Origin of the sequence: Streptomyces sp. NPDC059906, assembly GCF_042730645.1 — a bacterium.
Lineage (GTDB): Bacteria > Actinomycetota > Actinomycetes > Streptomycetales > Streptomycetaceae > Streptomyces > Streptomyces rubrogriseus.
The window spans coordinates 52,501-71,863 of record NZ_JBHWKU010000007.1; the positions used below are offsets into that span (position 1 = coordinate 52,501).

Below are 19,363 nucleotides of genomic sequence, written 5' to 3' on the forward strand. Positions count from 1 at the left end.
CTCCCGAAAGCACAAAAGGACCCGGGGGCTACGTTGCCCGAGTCCTCTTCCCAGCAGAATAGCCGACATGAGCAACCGACCGCCGGGTCATGTGGCGCGTTCCACCCGTGGTCCAGCCAATCGTCCGCATCCCGAGACGCCCCGGGGAGCGCCGCGCCGCACGCCCGCGCGCACCTTCCTCCGTACGGCCGACGGTGTCCCCATCGACGCCGTGTACGAGCCGGGACCGCGCGGCCGCGACCCATCTGACCTGGTATTCGTCGTCGCGCACGGCTTCACGGGCGACGCCGACCGGCCGCACGTGCGGCGGATCGCGGCGGCGTTCGCGCGGCACGGTGCCGTGGTCACGTTCTCCTTCCGGGGCCACGGCGCGTCCGGCGGGCGGTCCACCGTCGGCGACCGCGAGGTGCTCGACCTGGCCGCGGCGGTGGCGTGGGCGCGGGGCTTCGGGCACGCGCGCGTGGTGACCGTCGGCTTCTCCATGGGCGGCTCGGTGGTCCTGCGGCACGCCGCGCTGTACGCCGACGACGCCGGGGCGGGCACGGACGCCGTCGTGTCGGTCAGTTCCCCCGCCCGCTGGTACTACCGGGGCACGGCGCCCATGCGCCGGCTGCACTGGCTGGTCATGCGCCCCGCCGGGCGCCTGGTGGGCCGCTACGGCCTGCGCACCCGGATCCACCACCGGGACTGGGACCCGGTGCCGCTGTCGCCCGTGGAGGCGGTGGCACGGATCGCGCCGACGCCGCTGCTCGTCGTGCACGGCGACCGGGACGGCTACTTCCCCCTCGACCACCCCCGGATGCTGGCCGAGGCCGCCGGTGACCACGGCGAACTCTGGCTGGAGCCCGGCATGGGCCACGCCGAGAACGCCTCCGGCGAGGCGCTCCTCGACCGCATCGGCGACTGGGCGGTGGCCCGGGCGGGCTAGCCTGACGTTGTTCATCGGCGACGACGAAGGAACGAGATGGCAAAGGTCACGGTGCGCTACTGGGCCGCCGCGAAGGCCGCGGCGGGGGTGGCCGAGGAGCCCTACGACGCGGCGACGCTCGCCGACGCGCTCGGCGCGGTCCGCGAGCGCCACCCCGGCGAACTCACCCGCGTGCTGCTGCGCTGCTCGTTCCTCGTCGACGGCGACCCCGTGGGCACCCGCGGGCATGAGACGGTACGGCTGGCCGAGGGCGGCACGGTCGAGGTGCTCCCGCCGTTCGCAGGAGGGTGAGCGATGACCGACCAGCCGCATCAGCCGTACGACCCGCATCAGCCGTACGACCCGCATCAGCCGTACGACCCGAATCCGCCGTACGACCCTAATCAGCCGTACGGCCGGAACCAGCAGTACGAGGGGTACGACGCCCAGGCGTGGCCCGGGCAGCAGCCGTACCAGTCGCACCAGGGGTACCGGGAGCAGCAGCCGGACCCGAACGCCGGCCAGTACACGCAGCAGTGGCAGGGCCAGACCTGGGAGACGCAGGTGCAGCCGCCCGTCTCCGCGGAGGAGACGGCATACCTGCCGCCACTCGCCCAGCCACAGCCCCAGCCCCATCCCCAGCCGTACGCGTCGCAGGGGTACGGGCAGCCGCAACCCCAGCCTCAGCAGTACGCGCCGCAGCCGCAGCCGCAGCCGCAGCCGCAGCCGTCGCCCGAGCCGTACGCGCACGTCACGGCCGCGCCGAGCCCCGCGCCCACCCCCACCCCCGCTCCCGCCCCCGCCGCGTCCGCCTCCGGCGATCCGGGTTACGGACCCGCGACCGTCGCCGGGAACACGCGGATCACGGACGCGCAGCGGGCCCGGGCCGAGGGGCGTTCGCCGATCATCGACCCGGGCATGCAGCCGGCCGGCCTCACCGCGCTGCTCGGGCTGCTGCTGTCCGGCGCGGCGGCGCTCGGCACGTACGCCCTCCTCGTCCCGCTCGTCGTCCTCCAGGCGGTCACCGCGGCGGGCTGGTTCCGGCTGAACGGCATGTGGCCGGCCCGGCAGGGCATCGCGCTGGGCTTCGCGGGCGCGCTCGCCGCCGACGCGGCGCTGCTGGTGTCGGACCGCTCCCCGGCGGCGATCCTCGGCACGCTCGGGGTGTGGGTGCTGCTCTCCCTCGTCCTGCAACTGCGTTCGCACGCCGACCCCGACGAGCGGATGTACGGCCTGATGGCGTCGATCGCCGCGGCGGCCCTGGCCGTCGTCGCGGGCGGGTACCTCGCCGCCGACGCGGACGCGGTGACGGTCGGCGGCATCGCGGTGGCCGTGGCGGCCGTGGCCCGCGCGCTGCCGCTGCCGACCCCGGCGTCCGTGGTCGTCGCGCTGCTCGCGGCGGCCGGGGCGGGGATCGCGGCCGGCTCGATGACGGACTTCGGGGCGTCGGGCGCGCTGCTCGGCGCGGGTGCGGCGGTCTGCGCGCTGATCGGCCTGCGGGTGGCGGCCTACGACTACCCCTCCCGCTTCGTCCACTTCACGGCGGGCGTGGCCCTGCCCCTGGCGGCGGCGGCCCCGGCCGTGTACCTGCTGGGCCGGGCCCTGGCCTGAGCCCGGCGGCGCCCCTGTCACGGGTGGCGGCACCCCCTGTCACAGCTGTTCGACAAAACCCGGGGGGTGCCACCGGCCCGCGTTACGCTCGCGCTGGACGGCCGCCGGTCGTCGGGTCCGCCGCCGTCGAACGTCCAGGGTTGGGGAAACACCGCATGCGAGCACTGCGAATACTGTTGATCGTCGTCGTGATCCTGGGCGGCCTCTTCGTGATCGCCGACCGTGTCGCCGTCAACTTCGCCGAGGACGAGGCCGCGGACAAGCTGCGCAGCACCGAGAACCTCGCCTCGACGCCGGACGTCTCCATCAACGGCTTCCCCTTCCTCACCCAGGTCGCCGGCGGCTCCCTGGACGACGTGGAGGTCGGCATCGACGACTACGAGGCGTCCACCGGCAACGGCGGCGAGAAGATCCGCATCGCGGAGCTGCGCGCGCACATGAAGGGCGTCGAGTTCTCCGGCGACTACAGCTCCGCCACCGCGGCCACCGCCACCGGTACCGCGACCGTCGGCTACGACGAGCTGATGAAGGCCACCAAGTCCGAGCCCACGGAGATCGCGCCCGGCATCGACGCCAGGGTCATCGGCCTCTCCGACGGCGGCAACGGAAAGATCAAGGTGTCGCTGCGGGCCACGGTGCTCGGGGTCGAGGTGCCCGAGCCGGTCGAGGTGCTCAGCTCGGTCAAGGTCAAGGACAACGACGTCGAGGTCGTCGCCGACGGCCTGCCGGAGATCGGCGGCAAGCAGCTCGCCGAGTCCCGGATCCGGGCCATCACGGACTTCCAGCAGACCATCGACGAGCTGCCGGGCGGCATCGAGCTGGACAAGGTCGAGGCGGCGAAGGACGGCGTCGAGATCACGGTGAAGGGTTCGAACGTCAAGCTGGCCGGGTAGGACGAAGGCCGGTGCCGCGGGGGCCCTGGCGACGCCCGTGTCCGACAGGCGAGACGGCCCTGTCCGTACCGCAGATGCGGCGACGCCGGCGTCAGCCCCGGCGGCTCTCCGGGGCAAGCCGACGGGCCTCCTGATCCCACACTTCGGACGATCGCGTCTCATCATGCGACACGTCGGTGACACGGCCCGCCCTCAATCCCTACGATCGGGACTCATGAAGCGACAGGCGGACCTCACGAAGCGGCGGGCAGTGGACCTGTGCCGCGTTGCCGCCATGCTCTGTCGCACCTTCTGAGGCGGACGGCGACGTCGCCGTCCGTGTCCCCCTCATCCCTCGCCCCGCCCCGGGCTGCCCGGGGCACCCGCGCGCCGCCGTACGGCCCGAGCGCGCACCCGCACCCCCTCTCACCGCACGCCCCGCCGCAACTGCCCCGGAGGAGAAAACATGAGCCGCAGCGACGTCCTGGTCGACGCCGACTGGCTGCAGGACCACCTGGACGACACCGACATCGCGATCGTCGAGGTGGACGAGGACACGTCCGCCTACGAGAAGAACCACATCAAGAACGCGATCCGGATCGACTGGACCCAGGACCTCCAGGACCCGGTCCGCCGCGACTTCGTCGACCAGGAGGGCTTCGAGAAGCTCCTGTCGGCCAAGGGCATCGCCAACGACACGCTGGTGGTCCTCTACGGCGGCAACAACAACTGGTTCGCGTCGTACGCCTACTGGTACTTCAAGCTCTACGGCCACGAGAACGTCAAGCTCCTCGACGGCGGCCGCAAGAAGTGGGAGCTGGACGCCCGCGAGCTGGTCCCCGGCGACGAGGTGCCCCAGCGCGCCGCCACCGACTACCAGGCCAAGCCGCAGAACACCGCGATCCGCGCCTTCCGCGACGACGTCGTCAAGGCGATCGGCGCGCAGAACCTGGTCGACGTCCGCTCGCCCGACGAGTTCTCCGGCAAGCTGCTCGCCCCGGCCCACCTGCCGCAGGAGCAGTCGCAGCGTCCGGGCCACGTCCCGTCCGCCCGCAACATCCCGTGGTCGAAGAACGCCAACGACGACGGCACCTTCAAGTCGGACGACGAGCTGAAGCAGCTCTACACCGACGAGCAGGTCGACCTGGCGAAGGACACCATCGCCTACTGCCGCATCGGTGAGCGCTCGGCCCTGACCTGGTTCGTCCTGCACGAGCTGCTGGGCGTGGAGAACGTCAAGAACTACGACGGCTCCTGGACCGAGTACGGCTCCCTGGTCGGCGTGCCGATCGAGCTCGGCGCCAACAAGTAAGCCCGCCCCCTCTCAACCCCTCAGGAGTACGACATGTGCGGAGCGAAGGCCGGCGGCCCCGACGCCTCGACGATCAAGCCCGGTGAGACCACCATCCAGGGTCAGGTGACCCGCGACGGCGAGCCGGTGACGGGCTACGTCCGTCTGCTGGACGCCACCGGCGAGTTCACGGCGGAGGTCCCGACCTCCGCGACGGGCCAGTTCCGCTTCTACGCGGCCGAGGGCACCTGGACCCTGCGCGCGCTCGTCCCGGGCGGCACCGCCGACCGCACGGTCGTCGCCCAGCAGGGCGGCCTCGCGGAGGTCGCGATCGCCGTCTGACGGCAGCAACGGCCCAAGGGGCCGCACCCACCGGGTTGGACGCCTGGGGTGCGGCCCCTTCGGCGTGTCCGGACCGGGGGTCCGGACCTACGCTGGAGGTATGTACGCGCGGCGGCGGCACGTCTACTTCGCCATGATGGGCACCTGCATCGTGCTCTTCGTCTTGGCCTGGGGAGTCGTGCGCCTCTGGTCCGTCCCGGCGGCCGTCGGCCTGTGCGTGTTCACGATGCTCATCCCCCCGGTGGCCGCGATGGCCGCCAACCGGCGCGGTCCGGACGACCGCTGGTGGGACGACCCGTCGGGCGACGCCCAGTCCGACGAGTGGTGGGACGAGCTGGACGGCAAGAAGCGCCACTGAGGCGAAGGGCCACTAAGGGGTGTCGTCCCCGGCGCCGAGGAGGCTGCGCAGACAGCGCACCGCCAGGTCGGCGGGGGAGTCGGGGCCCTCGGTCGCGGCCTCGGTGCCGGACCAGGTCTCCAGGGCGATCCGGATGGCGTCGGTGGCCGCGGCGGCGACCAGACGCACCTCCAGCGGGTCCCGGCGGCCGTCCGTGAGCCGGGCGATCACCGGAATGAGCAGCTCCTCCGACTCCTGGTTGACGCGGTACCAGACCGCCCGCAGCGCGGGATCGTCCGCGGCGGCGCGCAGCAGACCACGCGTGCGCAGCAGCGCCTCGACGGCCTGCGGATCCGGCGTCGCCAGCGCCTGCTCGACCGCGCCGCGCAGGGCGGGACCGAGCGCGCTGCCCGGCGGCGCCTCGGCCAGCAGCGCCCGCCAGCGGTCGGCGCCGACCGTGAGCAGCGGGCCGACGGCGTCCTGCTTGGAGCGGAAGTACCGGTAGAAGGTCCGCAGCGCGACCCCCGCCCGCCGGGCGATCTCCTCCGCCGTCGTGGCCTCCGGGCCCCGGGTGGCGAAGAGCTCTGCCGCTGCGTGCGCGATGTCGAGCTGGGTCGCCGCCTTGCGGCGTTCGGTCAGCGTCGGGGGCGGTGGCTCGGTGCTCACCCGAGAAGCGTACGGCCTGCGACCACCCGGCGGCACGCCGTGACGTCATGGCAAAACGTGCCACCTAGGCGTACGGTGACGGACATGAACCACATGAACCACATGAACTACTCGCATCGTTACGAAGGCCGTCGCGCCCTGGTCACCGGCGGCGGCTCGGGCATAGGCCAGGCCACCGTGCTGCGGCTGCTCGCGGAGGGCGGCACCGTCGTCGCGGCGGACGTCAGCGAGCCGGGCCTGAAGGACACCGTGGAGAAGGCCGGGGCCCACGCGGACCGGCTCACCACGCTCGTCGTCGACATCGCCGACGAGACCTCGGTGCGCGAGGGGGTCCGGGCCGCGACGGACGCGCTGGGCGGCCTCGACGTCCTGGTCAACGCGGCCGGCATCCTGCGTTCCTCGCACACCGGGCAGACCAGCCTCGCGGACTTCACCCGGGTCCTGACGGTGAACCTCGTCGGCACCTTCCTGGTGATCCGCGAGGCGATCCCGGCGCTCCTGGAGGGCAGGGACCCGGCGGTGGTCAACTTCAGCTCGACCTCGGCCGTGTTCGCACACCCGTACATGGCGGCCTACGCGGCGAGCAAGGGCGGCGTGCAGTCCATGACCCACGCCCTGGCCGCCGAGTACGCGGGACGCGGCATCCGCTTCACCGCCGTCCAGCCCGGCTCCATCTCCTCCGGCATGACGGACGGCAGCGGGGCCAGCGGGCAGAGCGTCGGTCCCGGGCTGCCCGAGGACGCCGACATGGCCCTGTTCGCGAAGCTCTCCCCCGCACTCGGCCAGGGCTTCGCCGGTCCGGAGACGGTGGCGTCGGTCGTCGCGATGCTGGCCTCGCAGGACGGCCGGTTCATCACGGGCACCGAGGTCCGCGTCGACGGCGGCACCCACTTCTGAGGGCGCCCGCCCCCAGAACCCCAGAAAGGAAAGCACCCACCATGCACGACCTGACCGGCAAGAACGTCATCGTCACCGGCGGCGCCCGAGGTCTCGGCGCACAAGCCGCGAGGCAGGCGGTCGCCGCCGGGGCGCACGTCCTGATCACCGACGTACTGGACGACGAGGGTGAGGCCACCGCCCGCGAACTCGGCGCCCGCGCCCGCTTCCTGCACCACGACGTGACCTCCGAGGAGGACTGGCACCGGGTCGCCGACTTCGCCGTCACCGAGTTCGGCGCCCTGCACGGCCTGGTGAACAACGCCGGCATCTCGACCGGTACGCCGCTGGAGTCGGAGTCCGTCGAGCACTTCCGCAAGGTCCTCGACGTCAACCTCACCGGCGTCTTCATCGGCATGAAGACCGTGGTCCCCGCGCTGAAGGAGGCCGGCGGCGGATCGATCGTCAACATCTCGTCCGCGGCCGGCCTGATGGGCCTCGCCCTCACGGCCGGCTACGGCGCCTCCAAGTGGGGCGTACGCGGGCTCACGAAGATCGGCGCCGTGGAGTGGGGCACCGCCCGCGTCCGCGTGAACTCCGTGCACCCCGGGATGACGTACACGCCGATGACCGCGGCCGTCGGCATCGAGCGCGGCGAGGGCAAGTACCCGAACACGCCCATGGGCCGGGTCGGCGACGCCGACGAGATCGCCGGCGCGGTCGTCTTCCTGCTCTCGGACGCCGCGTCCTACGTCACCGGCGCCGAACTCGCGGTGGACGGCGGCTGGACCACCGGTCCGACCGTGGCGTACGTCATGGGGCAGTAGGCCCCGTCGCGGCCGAATCGTGATCAACGGCGCCGCAACCCCGAACCCCGGCTGCGGGTCTCCTGTGTGCGCGCATACGGAACGCGCGCTTCACGTTCTGTGGGGGGACGTCATGGAAGAGGAACCGGCGAGACCCGCGGCACCGGCCGCGCCCGGCGAAGAGGCCGTGGCCGACGGTGAAGCCGCGCCCGACGAAAGGGCCGGAGGAAGCCGACGGCGCGGGCGTACGACCCTGCTCATCGCCGCCGCCGCCGTGCTGGGGCTGGTCGCCGGCGCCTGCACCGGGGTTCTCGTGCAGGCGGGCCGGGAGCCGACGAAGCTGCCGCCGCTGTCGCAGGCCGCGCTCGCGCACGGCACGGGGAAGGCGCCGAAGCCGCTGCCCGCCGACCAGGACCGCCGGGTGCGTACCGACGGCGACCTGCGCGAGCTGATGTTGAAGAAGCCGCGCGGGGCGCGGGAGATCGAGTGGCTGGACGGCGTCGACGGGTGGATGGACCTCGCGAACTACGCCGGAACCTTCGGGAGCCCGAGCGAGCAGTTCTCGGAGTACGTCCATGACGACTTCCGCCGGGCGGCCGTCACCCGCTGGAGGACCGGCGCCACCCGCACCGTGGAGATCCGGCTCATTCAGTTCCACCAGGAGGAAGTCCTGTCCGCGCTGGAGGGCAGCGACACCGGGCGGCACTGGGCCGGATGGGGACGGGAGGACGACACCGACAGGTGGCCCATTCCCGGCACCGGTGACGGCGAGGCGTTCGTGCACAACCGTCCGGAGTCCGTGGACGGGTCTCCGCCGCTGTACTCCGCCGAGGCACATGCCTGGCGGGGCGACATCGAGATGGAGATCTGGATGGCCGACACGGAGCGGATCGGCAAGGACCAGATCATGGACCTGGCCCGTCGGCAGATGGAGCGGTTGTGAGCGGGCAGCGGACGCGGCGCGGGCGGTGGACTGCCGTCGCCGCGGGCGGTTTGCTGATGGCCGTCGTCGTGGGAGCGGTCGGCTACACCGTCGACACGGTCAAGGACGCCGATCGGGCCTCCGGCGCCCCCGACTGGACACCGCCCGGTGCCTCGACCGGCGGCGAGCAGGAGACACCGGCGACCGGACTGTCCGGAGCCCTGGTGCCGTACCGGTCCGACGGGTGGACGCGGGGCCCCGACCTCGGGGAGTTCGGGGCGGACGCCGCGCTGACCGGTGCTCATGCGGCCGCTCTGACCAAGGAGTCGCTGAGCGACCTGCCCCGCTCGCAGCGCAAGGAGCTGGAGAAGGAGATCGACCGCCTGCACATCACGGGCGTGGCGATGCGCAGCTACGCCACGACGGGCGGCTTCCACGACGGTGAGCAGACCGGTGCGGCCACGCTCAGCATCGTGCTGACCCGGATGGACCGGGGCGCGGCCCGTTCCGGCGCGAGCGACCGGAACGAAGCCTTCGAATCCCTGGAAGTCTTCGAGGCGGGACCGAGCATCAAGGGCCACAAGGACGCCCGCTGCTACCGCCTTCCGGGCGAATCGGATGAGGAACTCGACGTCATGTTCTGTACCGCCTCCCAGGGAGACGTCCTCGTCTCCGCCACCGCCGAAGGCGTGCGGCCGTTCGGTGCCGAGGGCGTCGCCGCGCTGCTGACCGAGCAGCTCGACCGCCTCGGCGAGACCGGGGTGGCGGTGTGACCGAGCAGACCGCACACACCGCACACACCGCACAGGCCGAGCAGCCCGCCGCCGCTGCGGTGCCTCCCGCGGTGAGGAAGGACCGTCGCATCCTGCGCGGCGTGCTGCGCTGGTCCGCGGCCGTCGCCGTCTTCGCCGCGGTCGGGTCGGCCACGGCGTACGGCGTCACGGGCATGGACCGGACGGACGTACCGGGCTTGGCGACCCGGACGGACGGGCGCTGGACGTACCCCGAGCTGACGGCCCCGGCGCTGCCGACGGGCAGCCCCCGACCGTTCGCGGAAACCAATCCGGCCGGCACCCACTACGCGGACCTGCGAGAGCTCGTGCTGCCCGCGCCCGAGGGCGCCGAGCCGGACAAGAGCCTGCGAGGCAAGGACGGCTGGCTGGCGACGGACGGGTTCCTCAAGGAGTACGGGGACACCTCCGAACAGGAGGAGCTCCGGCAGCTGTTCGTCGACTACGGACTGCGCCACATCGCCGCTCGCGGCTGGACCACGGCCGACGGCACTCACACGCGGATCTACCTGCTGCACTTCGACACCGCGGCCGTGGTGGACGAACTGCGCAACAGCCACCTCGCGTCGTACAGCGAGCCCGCCTACGCCGTGCGCGGTACGGATCTGAGCTTTCCCGACGAGGAGTTCCCGACGGAGGCCGTGAGTGACGACCTGTACTACTCGGTCTACATCGAGCCCGAGCCGTACGGCGCCGAGCAGGTGAGGCAGGCGTACCTCGGCGCCGGGGACGTGCTGGCCGTCGTCCTGCAGACCCGCGAGGGCGGGGCGGCCGCCGTGCCCTTCCAGCAGACGGTCGCCCTGCAAAGCAGGCTCCTCGGCTAGCGCGGACCGCTCAGTAGACGAGGGCCTGCGTGTCGTCGGCCAGTGCCTCCTGCACGAAGACCTGCGCGCCGGCGATGCGCACGCCCTCGATGACGTCCTTCTCGGTGAGGTCGCGCCGGGCCGCGCACTGGGTGCACAGCGTCACCCGGCCGCCCGCCAGGAGCGAGTCCAGCAGGTCGGGCAGCGGCGCGGCGTGCGGCAGCTCGAACTCGGCCGCGCGCCCCGGCACCGCGAACCACGCGGACTCACCGGTCAGCCACAGCGACACGTCGACCCCGCTGGCCACGGCCACCGCAGCCACCGTGAACGCCTGAGAACACCGCTCGGGCGCGTCCGCCCCCGCCGTCACCTTGATCACGAGCTTCTTCGCCATGCCGGAAGGGTAGCCCTCGCGGGCGGCGTCAGACCGCGAAGGTGATCGTCACCAGCAGCGTCGCGACGCACAGGACAGTGAGCAGGCCGCTGACGGTGGCACCGTCCAGCCGGGCGTACCGCCGTGGTTGGGAGGCACGGCTCGGCGCCACGGGGCTCGGCGGGTGGTCCAGGTGGCACGGCGGCATCGCGAAACCGGGTGAGAGGAGAGTACGGTCCCGCCGCGGGGCGAGCCGCTGCGCCCGCCGGCGCTCCTCGTAGGGCGGTCCGCGCCGTCCGGCGTTGTACGTTTCATTGAATCCCATCATGCTGGCGTATTTGGCCCGTTACAGTGCTGCCATGTCACGTTTCCGGATGTATCCGACGGTTGCGCAGGCTGAGCAGATGCTCACGCACTGCGCGCACGCCCGGTACGTCTGGAACCTGGCCGTGGAGCAGCATGCGCACTGGCGTAGGTGGCGCGGGTCCGCGCCTGGTTTCGCGGAGCAGTGCCGTCAGCTCACCGAGGCCCGACGGGAGAGTGAGTGGTTGGCGGCGGGAAACGCGGATGTGCAGCAGCAGGCGCTCAGGGACTTCGCGAAGGCCAAGAGCGCCCGCTTCACCTCGGGGTTCGGTGAGCCGACCTGGCGCAGGAAGTACCGGAATGAGGGCTTTCGCGTCATCGGTACCGACCGTGTTCCCGAGCACCATGAGGACGGCACGCCCAAGCTGAACGCGAAGACCGGCAGGCAGGTCATGGGCCGCTGTGTGGTCGTGCAGAGGCTGAACCGGCGGTGGGCGCAGGTGAAGGTGCCCGGCTGCGGCTGGGTCCGCTTCCGCCTCAGCGTCAGGGGCAAGGGTGCAGTCCTGCCCGACGCGAAGACGTTCCGGGTCACGCTGAGGAACGGCCAGTGGCATGTGGCGTTCGCCGTCATCCCGGAGCCGGTCGAGGTGCCGGGCACAGAGGAGGTTATCGGCATCGACCGGGGCGTGAGCATCACCGCCGCCCTCTCGGACGGGCGGAAGCTGAAGTGCCCCCAGCTCACCGTCAGGGAACGAGCCCGGATCCGCAAGCACGAACGACGTGCCGCCAGGGCGGGCAAAGGCAGTCCGGAGAGAATTGCCGAGTACGCGAAGGCCGCCAAGCTCAAGGCCAGGGAGGCCAACCGGCGCAAGGACTGGTGCGAGAAGACCAGCACCATGCTCGCCCGCACCTACGGCCTGGTGCGCTTCGAGAAACTGAACATCAAGAACATGACCCGCTCCGCGAAAGGAACTGTGGAGCAGCCGGGCAGGCAGGTCCGGCAGAAAGCAGGGTTGAACCGGGCCATCCTGGCGCAGGGCTGGGGCCTGCTGCGGCAGCGCACCGGGCAGAAGGCCCCCGGCCGGGTCGAGGACGTTCCCGCGCCCTACACCTCCCTGCGGTGCAGCGCCTGCGGATGGATCGAGAAGAAGTCACGCAAGAGCCAAGCCGACTTCGAGTGCGTATCCTGCGGCTTCACCTGCAACGCGGACACCAACGCAGCAGTCAATGTCGCGGTAGGACAGGGCGGGATCCCTCGCCCCCGGCGCCCAGCCGGTACCGGAGGGGCGACAACGGCCAACAGCCGTCCGAGCGCTCGTGAACCTCAACCCACTTGGGTTGGAATCCCTCTCTTTTAGGAGGGGGAGGATGTCAAAAATTCCACAGCGGCGGGTCCCGCAGCTCCCCCGAGGGAATCTCGGGAGTTCACCGAGCGGATGCTGGAGGAAGCGCCATGCGAGCCATCGTTCTGACCACGGTCACCTGGCGCAAGAGCAGCTACAGCAACCAGGACGGCGGCGAGTGCGTCGAGGTCGCCCCCGGCCTCCCCTTCGTGCCCGTGCGCGACACCAAGGACCCTGCTCGCGGTGCGCTCCTGTTCACGGCGCCCGCGTGGGCCGCGTTCGTGGGTGGAGTCCGGCGAGAAGAGCCGGGGCGGGCCGCGTAAGCTGAGGTCGGCCCTGTTTATGCCCCCCGCTCAAGGAGCACCCCGTGGAGATCTTCTTCGAAGCCCTGCTGGTCCTGGTCTGCGTCGGCGTTCTCGCCTTCGCCGGTCTGACCGTGAAGAAGCTGTACCAGGGCCAGCGCTGATCACCGACGCCAGGAAGTACCGCTCATGATCGAGATCCCGTCCGACCTGCACAAGGACCTCGTCCCCCTCGTCTTCCTGCTGGGCGACTGGGCCGGCGCGGGCGTGCACGACTTCCCCGGCGCCGAGAAGTGCAACTTCGGCCAGGAGGTCTCCTTCACCCACGACGGCCGGGACTTCCTGGAGTACCAGTCGCACACCTGGGTGCTGGACAACGACGGCAACAAGGTCCGCCCGCTGGAGTCCGAGCACGGCTTCTGGCGCATCGACGCCAACCGCAGGGTCGAGGTCACGATGACCCGCGACGACGGCGTCATCGAGATCTGGTACGGCGAGCTGGCCGACCAGAAGCCCCAGATCGACCTGGTCACGGACGCGGTGGCCCGCACCGCGGCGTCTCAGCCCTACACCGGCGGCAAGCGGCTGTACGGCTACGTCAAGAGCGACCTGATGTGGGTGGGAGAGAAGCAGACCCCCGAGGTCGAGCTGCGCCCCTACATGTCGGCGCACCTGAAGAAGGTCGTCACCCCGGAGGACGTCGAGCGCTGGGCCAAGGCCCTCCCGGACGACATGCCGGACGACGGAATTGCTTTCTTCAAGTAGTCGCCCGCGTTCGCCTGGTCACCCGTTCCAGACGATGGTGCAGATGTAGACGCACTCGTGCCGGGGCACCGCCAGGAACTGGATGAAACCGCGTCCGCCGAAGACGGGGAAGTTCCGTAACCCGCCGGGCTTCCCCTCCGGCCGACTCCCCACGACCTCGGCATCAGGCCCGAGGGCGGCGATCTCCGTGGCGATGCGCTCCACTTCGGCCACGACGCCCACGGGCAGCCCCGCCGTGAGGTACTCCTCGCTCGGGTTGTACTCCCACTTCCAGTCGCTCACAGGCCCGCTTCCGCCTCCGCCTCGGCGTGGATCTTCCGGATCTCGGCGATGGCGTTCGTCGGGTCCTCCGCGCCCGCGCTCACCACGTCTTCCAGGTGGCGGAGGCGGGCCGCGCGGGACGGTCGGCGCTGGATCGCCACGAACACCCCCCAGGTGTGGACGAACGTACGCAGAGGCGCGAGCGACTGCGTCTGCTGCGCGCTGGTCGTCGCCTCGACGAGGTCCTGAACGAAGGCGGGCACCCGGCTCGGCGTCAGACTCGCGACCGCGCTACGCAGTGCCTCGGGCGTGAGGGCGGGCATGGGGATGAGGGGCTCGGTGAGTGATTCCGGGCGTTGAGCGGTCATGGAGTCCTCCGGATCGAGGGCCGGTGCTGGTGTCGACGGTACCGACCGCGGCGATCGTCCGTGGAGCTTCTTGGGCGTCACACCGCGAGGAGGGACGCCGGGCCTAGACTCGTGGTGTGGTGAGCACCGACTGGAAGAGCGACCTCAGGCAGCGTGGCTACCGGCTGACCCCGCAGCGGCAGCTGGTGCTCGAAGCCGTGGACACGCTCGAACACGCGACCCCGGACGACATCCTCGGCCAGGTGCGGAAGACGGCGTCGGGGATCAACATCTCCACCGTGTACCGCACGCTGGAGCTGCTGGAGGAGCTGGGCCTGGTCAGCCACGCCCACCTCGGGCACGGTGCGCCCACCTACCACCTGGCCGACCGGCATCACCACATCCACCTGGTCTGCCGGGACTGCACGAACGTGATCGAGGCCGATCTGTCGGTCGCCGCCGACTTCACCGCCAAGCTGCGCGAGCAGTTCGGCTTCGACACCGACATGAAGCACTTCGCGATCTTCGGCCGGTGTCAGGACTGCTCCCTGAAGGGTTCAACTACCGACTCGTAAGCGAGTCGTAGGCTGGGCGTATGAAGAGCCCCCTGCTGTCCCTGCCCGGCGCCGTTCCCGCCGAGGGCGTGGACGAAGGCGTCGCCGCCCACTACGGCGACCTGTTCCGCGAGCAGCGTGCCCTCGCCGACGGCACCGGCTTCGTCGACCTCTCCCACCGCGGTGTCCTCACCGTCACGGGCGACGACCGGCTGAGCTGGCTGCACCTGCTGCTCACCCAGCACGTCAGCGACCTGCCGACCGGCCAGGCCACCGAGGCGCTGATCCTCTCCGCGAACGGCCACATCGAACACGCCCTGTACCTCGTCGACGACGGCACGACCGTCTGGGCCCACGTCGAGCCCGGCAGCCAGGAGGCGCTGATCGCCTACCTGGAGTCGATGAAGTTCTTCTACCGGGTCGAGGTCGCCGACCGCACCGCCGACACCGCCGTCGTGCACCTGCCGGCCGGTTCGATCGCCCAGGCTCCCGACTCCGCCGTCGTCCGCGAGACGCCGTACGGCCGTGATCTCTTCCTGCCCCGCGACCGGCTGGAGGCGTTCGCCGCCGAGGCCGGGCCCGCCGCCGGGATCCTCGCCCACGAGGCGCTGCGGGTCGAGCAGCACCGTCCGCGCCTCGGCTTCGAGACCGACCACCGGACCATCCCGCACGAGCTGGGCTGGATCGGTACGGCCGTGCACCTGCAGAAGGGCTGCTACCGCGGCCAGGAGACCGTCGCCCGGGTGCACAACCTCGGCAAGCCGCCGCGCCGGCTGGTCTTCCTGCACCTGGACGGCAGCGAGGTCCACCTGCCGCCGAACGGGGCGGAGATCCGCCTCGCGGACGACGGGCCCGACGGCCGGAAGATCGGTTTCGTCACCACGTCCGTACGCCACCACGAGCTGGGCCCGGTCGCCCTCGCCCTGGTCAAGCGGAACGTACCGGTGGACGCCCGGCTGATGGCCGAGGAGACCGCGGCCGCACAGGAGACCGTCGTCGAGCCCTGATGCCCTGATGCCCTGAAGGGCGGGGCTCAGACCTCGACGAGGACCGTGAACGGGCCGTCGTTCGTCAGGGACACCCGCATCTGCGCGCCGAAGCGGCCCGTCGCCACGGTCGCGCCCAGCGCGCGCAGGTGCGCGACGACCTCGTCGACCAGCGGTTCGGCGACGTCACCGGGGGCGGCGGCGTTCCAGGTGGGGCGGCGGCCCTTGCGGGCGTCGCCATAAAGAGTGAACTGGCTGATCACCAGCAGCGGTGCGTCGAGGTCGCTGCACGACTTCTCGTCGTGCAGGATCCGCACCGACCAGAGCTTGCGGGCCAGTTGCGCCGCCTTCTCCCTGGTGTCGTCGTGGGTGACGCCGACCAGGACACACAGGCCCTCGCCGTCGATCGCCCCCACGGTCTCGCCGTCCACCACGACGCTCGCGCCGTCCACCCTCTGCACCACTGCACGCATCCTGCAATGATGCCGTGCGCCCCTAGGGTGGGGAGGGGCGGGGCCGTAGGGGGTTTCTTTTCGCTGCGAACCCCCCATCTGGGGCCGATCGGGTCCGATCGGGGGCACTCGGTCACATAGCGGCCACTTGGGGTGGCACGATGCTCCCAGACGCCGGGCGAGGGGACGGTTGAGGCGCATGAGCACACCGAGTACGGGGCGGTCGTTCGGGACTGCCGCGTTGACATGTCCGAGTGGCCGGGGCGGTCCTAGCGGTCCGGCCGGCCTGGGTGGTCTGGAGGCGCCCCGGGCGCCCGTGCAGCGCACGGACAGCCCCGAGCTGCCGGGGGATCCCCCGGAGGGGGAGCTGACCGCGCTGAGCCTGCCGGAGCTGCGCACGCTGCGCCGGGACGCCCAGCGCGAGGAGGCCGACCTCAGTTACGTACGGCGGCTGCTGCAGGGCCGTATCGACATCCTGCGGGCGGAGCTGGCGGGGCGCGGGCCGGCCCCGTCGTCGTCCGTGGTCACCACCGCGGCGACCGGGTCGGTGGTGGAGCGGCTCTCCGAGATCCTCGCCGACGCGCCGGCCCGGCAGCGCTCCTCCGCCCGGCACGTGACGCTGGCCACCCCGCGCAGCGAGGAGTGCCGGCGGCTGGCCGCGGAGATGATGGGCGAGGTGGAGCTGTCCGACCTGACGGCCCGCACCGACGTCGAGCTGACCGCCGGAATGGGGCGGCTCGTCCGCTACGAGCAGCAGGTCTCCCGCAGTCGGCAGCGGCTCCAGCGCACGGCGGACGGCTGCAGCGCGGAGATCGCACGCCGGTACCGTGAGGGGGAAGCACAAGTCGACGACCTGCTCGTGTGACACGGGGGCGGCCATCCGCGCCGCCTTTCGAGCCCGGTGATCCCGGGCCGTCGCCGCGGGGGTCGTCCGTTCCGGAAGGCCACCGCCGATGCCCGCGCCCCAGCCGTCGCAGCCGATGCAGCCGTCGCAGCCGTCGCAGCCGTCACACCCGTCGCAGCCGTCGCATGCGGACCAGGCCATGCCCACGTCCGCCCTCTCGCCCGTCGTGCCGCCCGTCCTCGCCGAGGTCGTCCGGTCCGGCTTCGTCGAGGGGCGGCACCGGGGCAGCCTGGTGGTCCTGGGCGCCGACGGGGCGGTGGAGCTGGCGCTGGGCGAGGTGACGGCGCCGGTCTTCCCGCGCTCCTCGAACAAGCCGATGCAGGCGGCGGGCGTGCTGCGGGCGGGCCTCGACCTCGCGGGGGAGCGGCTGGCGCTGGCCGCCGCGAGCCACTCCGGAGAACCGTTTCACCGTGATCTGGTCCGCAAGATGCTGGACGAGTACGGCCTGGACCCGGCGCTGCTCCAGTGCCCGCCCGACCTGCCGCTGGACGCCGAGGAGCGGGAGACGTACCTGGCGTCCGGCGCCGAGCCCGACCGCGTCACCATGAACTGCTCCGGCAAGCACACCGCGATGCTGGCGGTCTGCGCGCAGCAGGGCTGGCCGCTGGAGACCTATCTCGACCCCGGGCACCCGCTCCAGCGCGTCATCCACAGGGTTGTGGAGGACGCGGCGGGCGAGCCGGTCGCCGCCGTCGGCACCGACGGGTGCGGGGCGCCGCTGATGGCGATCAGCCTGGTCGGGCTGGCCCGTGCCTTCCGCTCCTTCGTCGCCGCCGAGCCCGGTTCGGCCGAGCGCCGGGTCGCCGACGCGATGCGCGCGCACCCCGAGTACGTCGCCGGCAGCCGGCGTGCCGACACCTGGCTGATGCGCGAGGTGCCCGGCAGCCTCTCCAAGATGGGCGCCGAGGCCGTGCAGGCGGTGGCCCTGCCGGACGGCCGCGCCCTCGCCTTCAAGATCGAGGACGGCGCGAGCCGGGCCCTGGGCCCGGTGCTGGCCCGCGCCCTGACCCTGCTGGGCGTGGACGCGCCGGTCGTCGGGCGCATCGGGCGCGCGCCGCTGCTGGGCGGCGGGCACGAGGTGGGGGAGATCCGGGCGTCCTTCTGACGTCCCCGGCTCCGATAATCCCCGCGACGCCGACGTGGGCGCCGACCTACGGTGAGCGTATGAGCCGCCGCACCGAGATAGACGTACGTCCCATCACCGAGGCCGAGTTCCCCGACTGGAACCGGGCCATGAACACCGGGTTCCTCCAGTCGCCCGCCGTGGCCGAGGAGCAGCTGGAGGCCCGCCGCAACGAGTTCGTGCCCGGCCGGTCGCTCGGCGCCTTCGACGGCGACCGGTGCGTGGCGACCTTCCGGTCCTTCGACCAGGAGCTGACGGCCGTCGGGGGCGGCCTGGTCCGGGCCGACGCGATCTCCAACGTCACCGTCACCGCGACCCACCGCCGCCGCGGCCTGCTCACCCGGATGATGGCGCAGGACCTGGCCGCGGCGAAGGAGCGCGGGGACGTCGTCGCGACGCTGATCGCGGCGGAGTACCCGATCTACGGCCGGTACGGCTTCGGCCCCGCCACCACCCTGACCGAGTGGACGGTCGACGTGCCCCGGGCCGGCCTCGACCGGCGCTGGGCGGCCCCGGAGGACGGCGGCCGGATCGACCTCGTGGACGGCGAGGACGTGCGGGGGCTCGGGCCCGGGCTGCACGAGTGGCTGCGCCGGGACCAGCCGGGCGCGGTCAGCCGGACCGAGCTGTGGTGGCAGGCCCGGACCGGCGTCGTGAACATGAACGGCACGCCGTGGACCGAGCCCTACTACGCCATGTACCGCTCGGCGGACGGCGGGGTCGAGGGTCTGGCCTCGTACCGGACCGACGACCGCTGGGGCGACGCCAAGCAGCCGCTGAACACGGCGACCGTCGAGTGGCTGCTCGCCGTGACCCCGGCCGCCGAGCGCGCGCTGTGGCACTACCTGTGCTCGATCGACTGGGTCCAGACCGTGAAGAGCGGCTGGCGCTCCCCGGACGACCTGCTCCCGGATCTCCTGCCGGACCCGCGCGCGGCCCGCATCACCACGCAGGCCGACTGGCTGTGGGTGCGGATCCTGGACGTCGCGCGGGCGCTGGAGGCGCGGACGTACGACGGGCAGGGATCGGTGGTCCTTGAGGTCGTGGACCGGGGAGGGCTCACCGGCGGGCGGTGGCGGCTGGAGGCGGGGCCGGACGGGGCGTCCTGCGCGCCGAGCACCGAGAGCGCCGACCTCGTGCTGGACGTGGGCGAGCTGGCCGCGCTGTGGCTGGGCGACGCCTCGGCGGTGCGGCTGGCCGCCCTCGGCCGGGTGCGGGAAGAACGAGCGGGCGCCGCCCGTGTGGTCGACGCCCTGCTGCGTACGTCCAGGCGGCCTTGGTGCCCGGACATGTTCTGAGGTGACTCCCTTCCTCCGGTGACGGTGGACGTGCGCATCCGTAGCGCGGGTTCTTCGACGTGCTCTTCAGTTGTGGTTGTGGTTGTTGTTCGTGTTGTTCGTGTTGTGCCTGTTGTGTGTGTTGTGCG

The 19,363-nt window shown here is 72.0% G+C and carries 26 protein-coding genes; 20 read left to right on the forward strand and 6 right to left on the reverse strand.

Going from position 1 to position 19,363, the window contains the following annotated elements:
* Positions 1–67: 67 nt before the first annotated feature.
* From ACFV9J_RS13610 to ACFV9J_RS13640, 7 genes are all read left to right on the forward strand, one after another.
* The gene (locus ACFV9J_RS13610) at positions 68–928 is read left to right on the forward strand and encodes an alpha/beta hydrolase (protein WP_385353690.1); all 861 of its coding nucleotides are present in this window, start codon (positions 68–70) and stop codon (positions 926–928) included.
* A 36-nt stretch (positions 929–964) separates the two neighbouring features.
* Positions 965–1,219 (forward strand): MoaD/ThiS family protein, encoded by a 255-nt coding sequence (locus ACFV9J_RS13615; protein ID WP_003974810.1) that lies wholly within the window; start codon positions 965–967, stop codon positions 1,217–1,219.
* A gap of 3 nt (positions 1,220–1,222) precedes the next feature.
* Positions 1,223–2,518 (forward strand): hypothetical protein, encoded by a 1,296-nt coding sequence (locus ACFV9J_RS13620; protein WP_385353693.1) that lies wholly within the window; start codon positions 1,223–1,225, stop codon positions 2,516–2,518.
* Positions 2,519–2,673: 155 nt separating this feature from the next.
* Positions 2,674–3,411, forward strand: coding sequence for a DUF2993 domain-containing protein (locus ACFV9J_RS13625; RefSeq protein ID WP_385353695.1), 738 nt, complete (start codon positions 2,674–2,676; stop codon positions 3,409–3,411).
* Positions 3,412–3,856: 445 nt separating this feature from the next.
* Positions 3,857–4,702, forward strand: coding sequence for a sulfurtransferase (locus ACFV9J_RS13630; RefSeq protein ID WP_385353697.1), 846 nt, complete (start codon positions 3,857–3,859; stop codon positions 4,700–4,702).
* Between the two features lie 33 nt (positions 4,703–4,735).
* Positions 4,736–5,023: a DUF1416 domain-containing protein gene (locus ACFV9J_RS13635; RefSeq protein ID WP_115743318.1), complete on the forward strand. Its 288-nt coding sequence runs from the start codon at positions 4,736–4,738 to the stop codon at positions 5,021–5,023.
* Between the two features lie 100 nt (positions 5,024–5,123).
* A complete protein-coding gene (locus ACFV9J_RS13640; protein WP_385353699.1) occupies positions 5,124–5,381 on the forward strand; it encodes a DUF3099 domain-containing protein in 258 nt (85 codons plus the stop codon).
* A gap of 12 nt (positions 5,382–5,393) precedes the next feature.
* On the opposite strand, the gene ACFV9J_RS13645 is transcribed toward ACFV9J_RS13640, so the two are convergent.
* Positions 5,394–6,026, reverse strand: a complete 633-nt coding sequence (locus tag ACFV9J_RS13645; protein ID WP_385353701.1) for a TetR family transcriptional regulator — start codon at positions 6,024–6,026, stop codon at positions 5,394–5,396.
* A 102-nt stretch (positions 6,027–6,128) separates the two neighbouring features.
* Between ACFV9J_RS13645 and ACFV9J_RS13650 the strand changes: the two genes are divergently transcribed.
* The 5 genes from ACFV9J_RS13650 to ACFV9J_RS13670 all read left to right on the forward strand — a co-directional run bounded on the left by ACFV9J_RS13650 (position 6,129) and on the right by ACFV9J_RS13670 (position 10,245).
* The gene (locus tag ACFV9J_RS13650; RefSeq protein ID WP_385354092.1) at positions 6,129–6,923 is read left to right on the forward strand and encodes an SDR family NAD(P)-dependent oxidoreductase; all 795 of its coding nucleotides are present in this window, start codon (positions 6,129–6,131) and stop codon (positions 6,921–6,923) included.
* A 41-nt stretch (positions 6,924–6,964) separates the two neighbouring features.
* The gene (locus ACFV9J_RS13655) at positions 6,965–7,729 is read left to right on the forward strand and encodes a glucose 1-dehydrogenase (RefSeq protein ID WP_385353703.1); all 765 of its coding nucleotides are present in this window, start codon (positions 6,965–6,967) and stop codon (positions 7,727–7,729) included.
* 112 nt (positions 7,730–7,841) lie between these two features.
* A complete protein-coding gene (locus ACFV9J_RS13660) occupies positions 7,842–8,651 on the forward strand; it encodes a hypothetical protein (RefSeq protein ID WP_385353705.1) in 810 nt (269 codons plus the stop codon).
* Positions 8,648–9,403, forward strand: a complete 756-nt coding sequence (locus tag ACFV9J_RS13665; RefSeq protein ID WP_385353707.1) for a hypothetical protein — start codon at positions 8,648–8,650, stop codon at positions 9,401–9,403. The genes ACFV9J_RS13660 and ACFV9J_RS13665 overlap by 4 nt, the downstream gene beginning before the upstream one ends.
* The gene (locus tag ACFV9J_RS13670; protein WP_385353709.1) at positions 9,400–10,245 is read left to right on the forward strand and encodes a hypothetical protein; all 846 of its coding nucleotides are present in this window, start codon (positions 9,400–9,402) and stop codon (positions 10,243–10,245) included. The genes ACFV9J_RS13665 and ACFV9J_RS13670 overlap by 4 nt, the downstream gene beginning before the upstream one ends.
* Positions 10,246–10,255: 10 nt before the next feature.
* Here ACFV9J_RS13670 and ACFV9J_RS13675 read toward each other — a convergent pair whose 3' ends face one another.
* A complete protein-coding gene (locus ACFV9J_RS13675; protein ID WP_003974797.1) occupies positions 10,256–10,618 on the reverse strand; it encodes a DsrE family protein in 363 nt (120 codons plus the stop codon).
* 28 nt (positions 10,619–10,646) lie between these two features.
* A complete protein-coding gene (locus ACFV9J_RS13680) occupies positions 10,647–10,925 on the reverse strand; it encodes a hypothetical protein (RefSeq protein ID WP_385353711.1) in 279 nt (92 codons plus the stop codon).
* Between the two features lie 31 nt (positions 10,926–10,956).
* Between ACFV9J_RS13680 and ACFV9J_RS13685 the strand changes: the two genes are divergently transcribed.
* The 3 genes from ACFV9J_RS13685 (at position 10,957) to ACFV9J_RS13695 (ending at position 13,310) form a co-directional block, all read left to right on the forward strand.
* Positions 10,957–12,258 (forward strand): RNA-guided endonuclease InsQ/TnpB family protein, encoded by a 1,302-nt coding sequence (locus ACFV9J_RS13685; protein WP_385353713.1) that lies wholly within the window; start codon positions 10,957–10,959, stop codon positions 12,256–12,258.
* A gap of 95 nt (positions 12,259–12,353) precedes the next feature.
* Positions 12,354–12,566, forward strand: a complete 213-nt coding sequence (locus ACFV9J_RS13690) for a DUF397 domain-containing protein (RefSeq protein ID WP_385353715.1) — start codon at positions 12,354–12,356, stop codon at positions 12,564–12,566.
* Positions 12,567–12,734: 168 nt separating this feature from the next.
* Positions 12,735–13,310: an FABP family protein gene (locus ACFV9J_RS13695; protein WP_385353717.1), complete on the forward strand. Its 576-nt coding sequence runs from the start codon at positions 12,735–12,737 to the stop codon at positions 13,308–13,310.
* Positions 13,311–13,328: 18 nt separating this feature from the next.
* On the opposite strand, the gene ACFV9J_RS13700 is transcribed toward ACFV9J_RS13695, so the two are convergent.
* Both ACFV9J_RS13700 and ACFV9J_RS13705 read right to left on the reverse strand, forming a co-directional pair.
* Positions 13,329–13,592, reverse strand: a complete 264-nt coding sequence (locus ACFV9J_RS13700) for a hypothetical protein (RefSeq protein ID WP_385353719.1) — start codon at positions 13,590–13,592, stop codon at positions 13,329–13,331.
* Positions 13,589–13,939: a DUF6247 family protein gene (locus tag ACFV9J_RS13705; RefSeq protein WP_361012532.1), complete on the reverse strand. Its 351-nt coding sequence runs from the start codon at positions 13,937–13,939 to the stop codon at positions 13,589–13,591. The genes ACFV9J_RS13700 and ACFV9J_RS13705 overlap by 4 nt, the downstream gene beginning before the upstream one ends.
* Before the next feature lie 116 nt (positions 13,940–14,055).
* Between ACFV9J_RS13705 and ACFV9J_RS13710 the strand changes: the two genes are divergently transcribed.
* Both ACFV9J_RS13710 and ACFV9J_RS13715 read left to right on the forward strand, forming a co-directional pair.
* Positions 14,056–14,493: a Fur family transcriptional regulator gene (locus ACFV9J_RS13710; protein WP_385353722.1), complete on the forward strand. Its 438-nt coding sequence runs from the start codon at positions 14,056–14,058 to the stop codon at positions 14,491–14,493.
* Positions 14,494–14,513: 20 nt separating this feature from the next.
* Complete coding sequence (locus ACFV9J_RS13715) at positions 14,514–15,479, forward strand: YgfZ/GcvT domain-containing protein (protein WP_385353724.1); 966 nt, start codon at positions 14,514–14,516, stop codon at positions 15,477–15,479.
* Positions 15,480–15,505: 26 nt separating this feature from the next.
* Here ACFV9J_RS13715 and dtd read toward each other — a convergent pair whose 3' ends face one another.
* The gene (dtd, locus tag ACFV9J_RS13720; RefSeq protein ID WP_385353726.1) at positions 15,506–15,931 is read right to left on the reverse strand and encodes a D-aminoacyl-tRNA deacylase; all 426 of its coding nucleotides are present in this window, start codon (positions 15,929–15,931) and stop codon (positions 15,506–15,508) included.
* Between the two features lie 178 nt (positions 15,932–16,109).
* Here dtd and ACFV9J_RS13725 point away from each other — a divergent pair, with 178 nt between their 5' ends.
* From ACFV9J_RS13725 to ACFV9J_RS13735, 3 genes are all read left to right on the forward strand, one after another.
* On the forward strand, positions 16,110–16,775 hold the full coding sequence (locus tag ACFV9J_RS13725) for an aerial mycelium formation protein (protein WP_385353728.1): 666 nt from the start codon (positions 16,110–16,112) through the stop codon (positions 16,773–16,775).
* A gap of 178 nt (positions 16,776–16,953) precedes the next feature.
* Entirely contained in the window at positions 16,954–17,919 is a 966-nt protein-coding gene (locus ACFV9J_RS13730) for an asparaginase (protein ID WP_385353730.1), read from the forward strand.
* A gap of 59 nt (positions 17,920–17,978) precedes the next feature.
* On the forward strand, positions 17,979–19,235 hold the full coding sequence (locus tag ACFV9J_RS13735; protein ID WP_385353732.1) for a GNAT family N-acetyltransferase: 1,257 nt from the start codon (positions 17,979–17,981) through the stop codon (positions 19,233–19,235).
* Positions 19,236–19,363 lie beyond the last annotated feature (128 nt).

What these genes read in the sequence shown, in the direction of transcription:
- ACFV9J_RS13610 (WP_385353690.1), top strand. Translation starts at nt 68, where the DNA reads ATGAGCAACCGACCGCCGGGTCATGTGGCGCGTTCCACCCGTGGTCCA.
- ACFV9J_RS13615 (WP_003974810.1), top strand. Translation starts at nt 965, where the DNA reads ATGGCAAAGGTCACGGTGCGCTACTGGGCCGCCGCGAAGGCCGCGGCG.
- ACFV9J_RS13620 (WP_385353693.1), top strand. Translation starts at nt 1,223, where the DNA reads ATGACCGACCAGCCGCATCAGCCGTACGACCCGCATCAGCCGTACGAC.
- ACFV9J_RS13625 (WP_385353695.1), top strand. Translation starts at nt 2,674, where the DNA reads ATGCGAGCACTGCGAATACTGTTGATCGTCGTCGTGATCCTGGGCGGC.
- ACFV9J_RS13630 (WP_385353697.1), top strand. Translation starts at nt 3,857, where the DNA reads ATGAGCCGCAGCGACGTCCTGGTCGACGCCGACTGGCTGCAGGACCAC.
- ACFV9J_RS13635 (WP_115743318.1), top strand. Translation starts at nt 4,736, where the DNA reads ATGTGCGGAGCGAAGGCCGGCGGCCCCGACGCCTCGACGATCAAGCCC.
- ACFV9J_RS13640 (WP_385353699.1), top strand. Translation starts at nt 5,124, where the DNA reads ATGTACGCGCGGCGGCGGCACGTCTACTTCGCCATGATGGGCACCTGC.
- ACFV9J_RS13650 (WP_385354092.1), top strand. Translation starts at nt 6,129, where the DNA reads ATGAACTACTCGCATCGTTACGAAGGCCGTCGCGCCCTGGTCACCGGC.
- ACFV9J_RS13655 (WP_385353703.1), top strand. Translation starts at nt 6,965, where the DNA reads ATGCACGACCTGACCGGCAAGAACGTCATCGTCACCGGCGGCGCCCGA.
- ACFV9J_RS13660 (WP_385353705.1), top strand. Translation starts at nt 7,842, where the DNA reads ATGGAAGAGGAACCGGCGAGACCCGCGGCACCGGCCGCGCCCGGCGAA.
- ACFV9J_RS13675 (WP_003974797.1), bottom strand. Translation starts at nt 10,618, where the DNA reads ATGGCGAAGAAGCTCGTGATCAAGGTGACGGCGGGGGCGGACGCGCCC.
- ACFV9J_RS13680 (WP_385353711.1), bottom strand. Translation starts at nt 10,925, where the DNA reads ATGATGGGATTCAATGAAACGTACAACGCCGGACGGCGCGGACCGCCC.
- ACFV9J_RS13685 (WP_385353713.1), top strand. Translation starts at nt 10,957, where the DNA reads ATGTCACGTTTCCGGATGTATCCGACGGTTGCGCAGGCTGAGCAGATG.
- ACFV9J_RS13690 (WP_385353715.1), top strand. Translation starts at nt 12,354, where the DNA reads ATGCGAGCCATCGTTCTGACCACGGTCACCTGGCGCAAGAGCAGCTAC.
- ACFV9J_RS13695 (WP_385353717.1), top strand. Translation starts at nt 12,735, where the DNA reads ATGATCGAGATCCCGTCCGACCTGCACAAGGACCTCGTCCCCCTCGTC.
- ACFV9J_RS13705 (WP_361012532.1), bottom strand. Translation starts at nt 13,939, where the DNA reads ATGACCGCTCAACGCCCGGAATCACTCACCGAGCCCCTCATCCCCATG.
- ACFV9J_RS13715 (WP_385353724.1), top strand. Translation starts at nt 14,514, where the DNA reads ATGAAGAGCCCCCTGCTGTCCCTGCCCGGCGCCGTTCCCGCCGAGGGC.
- dtd (WP_385353726.1), bottom strand. Translation starts at nt 15,931, where the DNA reads ATGCGTGCAGTGGTGCAGAGGGTGGACGGCGCGAGCGTCGTGGTGGAC.
- ACFV9J_RS13725 (WP_385353728.1), top strand. Translation starts at nt 16,110, where the DNA reads ATGAGCACACCGAGTACGGGGCGGTCGTTCGGGACTGCCGCGTTGACA.
- ACFV9J_RS13730 (WP_385353730.1), top strand. Translation starts at nt 16,954, where the DNA reads ATGCCCACGTCCGCCCTCTCGCCCGTCGTGCCGCCCGTCCTCGCCGAG.
- ACFV9J_RS13735 (WP_385353732.1), top strand. Translation starts at nt 17,979, where the DNA reads ATGAGCCGCCGCACCGAGATAGACGTACGTCCCATCACCGAGGCCGAG.